Origin of the sequence: Streptomyces sp. NRRL B-3229 (genome assembly GCF_000719505.1) — a bacterium.
Lineage (GTDB): Bacteria > Actinomycetota > Actinomycetes > Streptomycetales > Streptomycetaceae > Streptomyces > Streptomyces griseorubiginosus.
Map to the genome: position 1 here is coordinate 1 of NZ_JOGP01000052.1, position 6,042 is coordinate 6,042.

The 6,042-nt window shown below is 71.1% G+C and carries 5 protein-coding genes; 1 reads left to right on the plus strand and 4 read right to left on the minus strand.

Going from position 1 to position 6,042, the window contains the following annotated elements; all coding sequences use genetic code 11:
- Both IF54_RS0138315 and IF54_RS0138320 read right to left on the minus strand, forming a co-directional pair.
- Nucleotides 1-1,824: HAMP domain-containing sensor histidine kinase (locus tag IF54_RS0138315; RefSeq protein WP_051735709.1), on the minus strand; the 1,824-nt coding region annotated here is incomplete at its 3' end.
- Nucleotides 1,814-2,593 (minus strand): response regulator transcription factor, encoded by a 780-nt coding sequence (locus IF54_RS0138320; RefSeq protein WP_037821170.1) that lies wholly within the window; start codon nt 2,591-2,593, stop codon nt 1,814-1,816. The genes IF54_RS0138315 and IF54_RS0138320, both read right to left, overlap by 11 nt.
- A 400-nt stretch (nt 2,594-2,993) precedes the next feature.
- Here IF54_RS0138320 and IF54_RS0138325 point away from each other — a divergent pair, with 400 nt between their 5' ends.
- On the plus strand, nt 2,994-3,788 hold the full coding sequence (locus IF54_RS0138325) for an MHYT domain-containing protein (protein WP_051735708.1): 795 nt from the start codon (nt 2,994-2,996) through the stop codon (nt 3,786-3,788).
- Between the two features lie 485 nt (nt 3,789-4,273).
- Here IF54_RS0138325 and IF54_RS0138330 read toward each other — a convergent pair whose 3' ends face one another.
- The gene (locus IF54_RS0138330; protein ID WP_030327298.1) at nt 4,274-4,858 is read right to left on the minus strand and encodes a TerD family protein; all 585 of its coding nucleotides are present in this window, start codon (nt 4,856-4,858) and stop codon (nt 4,274-4,276) included.
- A gap of 761 nt (nt 4,859-5,619) precedes the next feature.
- On the minus strand, nt 5,620-6,042 hold a 423-nt coding region (locus IF54_RS0138335), incomplete at its 5' end, for a TerD family protein (protein WP_030327299.1).

The window sequence follows — 6,042 nt, forward strand, 5'->3', positions numbered from 1 at the left end:
CGTCCCCGGCGGCCCCGCGCGCCCGTCCCCGGGTGCCCCGGGCTCCCGTGCTCCCTCCCCCTGCGCGCTGGAGGCGTGCACGGTGCCGCCGTGGGCTTCGACGAGTTTGCGGACGATGGACAGGCCCAGGCCGCTTCCACCGCCCTGTCGGCTGCGGGACTTGTCCGCCCGCCAGAAACGGTCGAACACCTTGGGCAGGTCGTCCTCGCCGATACCGGAGCCGGTGTCCTCGACGCCGAACACCACCTGGTCGCCCAGGGGACGTACGGACAGGGTGACCGTGCCGCCGGTGGGCGTGTGCCGGATGGCGTTGGACACCAGGTTCCCGATGGCCTGGCGCAGCCGCAGCGAGTCGGCCTTCAGCCACGGCCGCTCCGGCGGGGACCACACCCGCAGCTCCACTCCGGCGGCACCGGCACTGCCCTGATGGGCGCGCGCGACCTGGGCGAGCAGAGCGGCCGCGTCCACGTCCTCCGGGTGCAGTCTCAGCGCACCGGCGTCGGCGGCCGCGAGGTCTCGCAGGTCGTCGATGATGTGCTGGAGGAGCAGCGCCTCCTCCAGGAGCGAGGAGATGAGGGGCTTGTCCGCCGCTACGACACCGTCCTCGACGGCTTCCAGCCAGCCCCGGACGTTCCCCAGCGGGGTACGCAGCTCATGGGCCACGTCGCTCACCAGCGCCCGGCGCAGCCGCTCCAGCTCCCGGCGCCGGCTCGACATGAGGTTGAACGCCACGGCGAGCCTGCCGAGTTCGTCGTCGCCGGTGACCTCCACGCGCGCGTCCTCGTCCCCCTCGGCCATCCGCTGAGCCGCACCGGTCAACGCCCGCAGCGGCCTGACCATACGGGTGCCGACGACCAGGGTGACCGTCACCGTGAGGAGCAGCACCACGAAGGTGACCCCGGCGATCCTCAGACGATTGGCTCCGGAGAGGTCGAAGAACGTGGCGATCTTCTGTTCGGGCGCGGTGGCGAAGAGCAGGGCCGGCGGAGCCACGTAGGGGGAGAGCTGGTCGCGACGCGCGGTGGAGATGCACGCCGTCACCGCACGGCTGTTCGGGGCGCCGCGGGCCGTGGAGGGCGTCCAGCTCAGGTCGTCGGCGAGTTGCACCGGGGCGGCGTGACGGGCGGTCAGGCACGCGTTGACGAGCCCCTCCAGCTGAGCCTGGGCCCGCTTCTCGGTGGGCGTGCGTTCGAGCAGGATGTCGACCCCGCACCGGTCGCCCGCGGTCAGGACCCGGCCGTTGAGCTCGATCTCCGGACGGCCGTTCGGGGCCTGGACGATCTCGACGTCCGCCGCCCCTCCTCTGCCCTGCTGACAGGACGACAGGACGCGGGACGCGGTGATCCGCAGTGCCGCCTTCTCCTGAGCGGGCAGCCGGAAGGGCCCGACCGCCCGCGGGTCGATGCGGTCGGACAGTTCGCCGCCGTGACCGCCCACGAGCGTGATGTCCACGGCGAGCGCGTCGACGGTCGCCGACGGTGTGTCGGGCAGCGATCCCGCTGACCGCGAGTTCCTGCCGTCGGAGTCCGCCAGCAGGCGGCGGTTCTCGTCGGTGAGGGTGATACGGCGGCCGGTCTCGCGGGCGAGGGCGCGCATCGTCGGCTCGACCCCTCGCCAGTCGGGGTGCGTGGCGGCGAAGCCGACCAGTGCGTCGTACACCCGCGCGTCGTCGGCGATGGCCTGGCCGCGCTCACGTCCGATGGCGACCGCGGTCACGCTGACGACGAGCCAGGCGGTCGCGACGACCGAGCACAGGGAGACCAGCACGCACACCGCGAGCAACCGTGTCCGCAGGCTGCTGCGCAGGGGTATGTCAGCACGCATGGGCGGAATCGGCCGTGTCGTCAGGCCCTGCCCCCGCCGGTGGTTCGGCGGCTTTGTAGCCGACGCCGTAGACCGTGAGCAGCCGTTCGGGCCGCGCGGGATCGCGTTCGATCTTGCGGCGCAGATTCATGACGTGTCCGTCGACCGTGCGGGTGGTGACGTAGCGGTCGATGCCGTGCAGGTGCTCCAGGATCTGCTTCCTCGTGAAGACCCGGCCGGGCGCCGAGGCCAGCACTTCGAGTACGCGGAACTCACCGGGCGTGCAGTCCACCAGACGCCCCTCCACCCGTATCTCGAACCGGCCGGGGTCGACCACGAGCGAACCCACGGCATGCACGGGTTGGGCAGGGCGCGGCGCGGTCCCGATGGCCGGGGCGGGGAGCTCAGCGTCGGCGGCCTCCGGACGGCGGGTGCGTCTGAGCAGGGTACGGACGCGGGCCACGAGCTCGCGGGGGCTGCACGGCTTGGTCATGTAGTCGTCGGCGCCCAGGTCGAGGGCGAGCAGCAGGTCGTCCTCCTCCGCGCGCGCCGTGAGCATGAGGACGGGGACGTCGGACTCGCGGCGCAGGACCCGGCAGACGTCCAGACCGTCCACGCGCGGCATCATCCAGTCCAGCACCACGAGATCCGGCATGCGCCGCCGGATCTGCTCCAACGCGGCCCGCCCGTCGTGGACGACCTCGACCGAGTGGCCTTCCCGCTCCAGGTACAGGCGGATGAGGTCGGCTTGTTTGGCGTCGTCGTCGGCGAGCACCACATACGCACACATGGTCGCCATCGTAGGGAGGAGCGGCGGTCGAATCGCTGCGAGAGGGCGGAAGTTGGGGACGGGCTACCGGACTCCGACAGGAACGGAACCGGTTCCTGACATTTGACCGGTGAGTTGCTGCACGGGCCGCGCGCCCCTCGTGGCCGCTTCGCCGCCTCGTTGAGTCCTTTTGTGCCGTAACGGGTTGGAGAATCGATTCGTCGAACGCTCATCCTTGTTGTGTAGGAAATGTGTGCATGGTGTGATTGAATCTTGTACGACGCGATCGAACGTCTCCGCTCTGCCTTCGTCCGGCGGTCACCCCGGTGTGCGCTTCCTCCGCGTTCCCCGACCCGGGGCGACTGCCGGCACGCCGCATGTGTGCTGCTTTCGGCCGTCACACGTGCGAAAGGGTCCTCGAATGACCGCTAACGTCTCCAACTTCTATTACGGCGCCGTGACTCCCGTCGCCGCCTACCTGATGGCCTGCCTCGGTGCCGGTCTCGGGCTGCGCTGCACGACGCGCTCGCTGCGGCGGCCCCAGCGCAGAGCCGGGTGGCTGGCGCTGGGGGCCGTAGCGATCGGCTGCGGCATCTGGACCATGCACTTCATCGCCATGATCGGCTTCAGCGTCCAGGGCGCCCTCGTCGGCTACGACACGACGAAGACGATCCTGAGCCTCGCCGTCGCGATCCTCGTCGTCTCCGGCGGGGTGTTCCTCGTCGGCTACCGGGGCGCTTCCCCGGCGACCCTGGCAACGGCCGGCACGGTCACGGGTCTCGGGGTCGCTGCCATGCACTACCTGGGCATGGCAGCCATCCACACCAACGGCACTCTGCACTACCACACCCTCACGGTGGTCATGTCCGTCGCCATCGCCATCGTCGCCGCCACGGCGGCACTGTGGGCCGCGGTCTCGATCCACGCGCTGTGGGCCAGCCTCGGCGCCAGCCTGGTCATGGGCGTGGCGGTGACCGGCATGCACTACACCGGCATGGCCGCCGTGTCCGTCCACCTCACGGGCGCCTCCGCGGGCGCCACGTCCTCCGCGAGCCTGCTCTCGTTCCTCCTCGTCATGCTCGCCGGCCCCTTCATCGTCCTTGTCGTCGCCGCCGTCGTTGTCATGTTCGACCCCGACATGATGCTCGGCGACGACAACTGGGACGGGGCCGAACCGACGGCAGCCCTGGCCGACGCCCCTTACCTTCGGCAGTGACGGTCGGTGCGACCGTGGCCGCAGCACCTGCGGTCGTTCGGCCGCAGTCCTCCTGACGTCGACCGGCAAGCCGGGCTCGCCACATCGTCAGCCGGCTGATGGCGACCTGGAGTGGGCCATGGCAGTCGATACGCATCTACGCCGCCGGGTCGTTCTTTTACGCGGCTCGCGGACCGGATCGCCAAGCGTGGCCCGCGGGCTGATCCGGCGGCAGGCCGGCCGCTTCACGAGACCGCCCGCCGGCCGCGCCAGAACGGGGCAGCTCAACACCCGCGCTCGGTCGTGCGCAAGGGCATGGTCAGGACCCGCTGCCCTGTCTGGTCGCGTCCTTCGCGCGCAAGAACGTCCCGGTGCCGACTCGGCCGACCGGTCAGGCCCAGACCAGGGGCGACTGCCGAGGAGATCACGAAGGTGCTGCTCCCTGTTTCCGTCCGCCCTGGAGACCCCGCCGGCAGGCCGTGAGGAAGTCAGAAGCGCCCCGTGCTCTACAGGTGCGGCGTGATGGTGGGCAGCAGATCCTGGAAGGTGCGGCCGGTGGACGGTTCGCCGATCGCCTGCATCTGCCAGCCGCCCGGACCGCGGCGGACCTTCGCCATGATCTGCGCGGTGTGCCGCCCGCCGCCGGTGAGGGTGTAGCGGGCGAGTTCGGTGCCGGTGGTCTCGTCGACGAGACGGCAGAAGGCGTTCTGGACCTCGGCGAAGGTCTGGCCGGTGAACGAGTTCACGGTGAAGACGATCTGGTCGACGTGGGCGGGCACCCGGGTCAGGTCGACGAGGATCGACTCGTCGTCCCCACCGGTGCCGGCGCCGCCGGTGAGATTGTCGCCGGTGTGCCGGACGGAGCCGTCGTCGCTGGTCAGGTGCTGGAAGAAGACCACGTCCACGGGCTCGCCGCCGGCGAAGAGGATCGCGGAGGCATCCAGGTCGATCTCGCCTCCCCCGGTGAGCCTGGCGAGGAAGCCCTTGCGGGGCGCGGCCTGCCAGCCCAGGCCCATGCGGACCGTGGTGAGGGCGTTGCCGTCGGCCTTCTGGAGACTGATCTGCTGGCCCTTGTTCAGGTTGATCGACATGCGGGAGCCTCTCGCGTGGTGGGGCGGGGATTGCCGGCGGATGTGGGGGAGGTCGTCGTCGGTCGGTGGGGCCGAGCCGGGTGGTGCCGGGCGGGAAGGGGTCTCACTCAGGTAGTGACGCAGGCGAGGCAGCATTCCCTGTGCCAAGAGCGCCCGTTGCCACTCCAGCCGCGCTTGTTCCAGGCGGGCGGGTGCTGCGGGACCGCCCCGTCGCCGTACCGCCTGGATGAGCACGGCGACGAGGGCGATGAGCGCGCTCACGGCCGCGAACAGCGCCAGGATCCAGCCCGCGGTGGCCGGTGAGCCGGCCGAGGAGCGTTGTGCGTCGGCCAGTCGGAGCGCGTAGCCGAGCACGAGCAGCGCGGCGCCGGCCGTCGCCGCCACGGCCGGCGTGAGTACGGCCAGGGCCGACAGCAGGCTGCTGCTCGCCGGGCGGTCGTCGCCGCTCGCGTGGGCCGGGGCGTGCAGGGCGAGATAGCTCGCGTATTCGTCCTGTGACGCCGCCGCCATCTCGTCGGCGTCCGTGAGCGCGCGCAGACGCAGCCGGGCGGACGTCCGGCTGGTGGTGCCGGCGCCGAGGGCGGAACGGATGTCAGGGGCGTTGAGCGCCAGGTGCGGGACCGCCTCGAAGTCGGACCGGTCCTGGTGGCGCAGACGGAACGGCACGGTCACCGGAGCCTCCAGGCGAAGGGGACGGCGTGCCGCGCCCGGCGCCGCGTCCGCATCCGCAGGACCGGACCCGGCGCCGCGGCGGACCCGCCTCAGACGTTCACGCCGAAGTCGGCGGCGATACCGGCGAGCCCGGAGGCGTACCCCTGCCCGACCGCCCGGAACTTCCACTCGGTGCCGTTGCGGTAGAGCTCGCCGAAGACCATCGCGGTCTCGGTGGAGGCGTCCTCGGACAGGTCGTAGCGGGCGAGTTCGGTGCCGCCGGCCTGGTTGACGACGCGGATGAAGGCGTTGCGCACCTGCCCGAAACTCTGCGCCCGGGCCTCGGCGTCGTGGATCGACACCGGGAAGACGATCCGCTCGATCTCGGCGGGTACGGCGGACAGGTTCACCTTGATGCTCTCGTCGTCGCCCTCGCCCTCACCCGTGAGGTTGTCACCGGTGTGCTCGACCGAACCGTCCGGGCTGGTCAGGTTGTTGTAGAAGACGAAGTGCTGATCGGAGACGACTTTGCC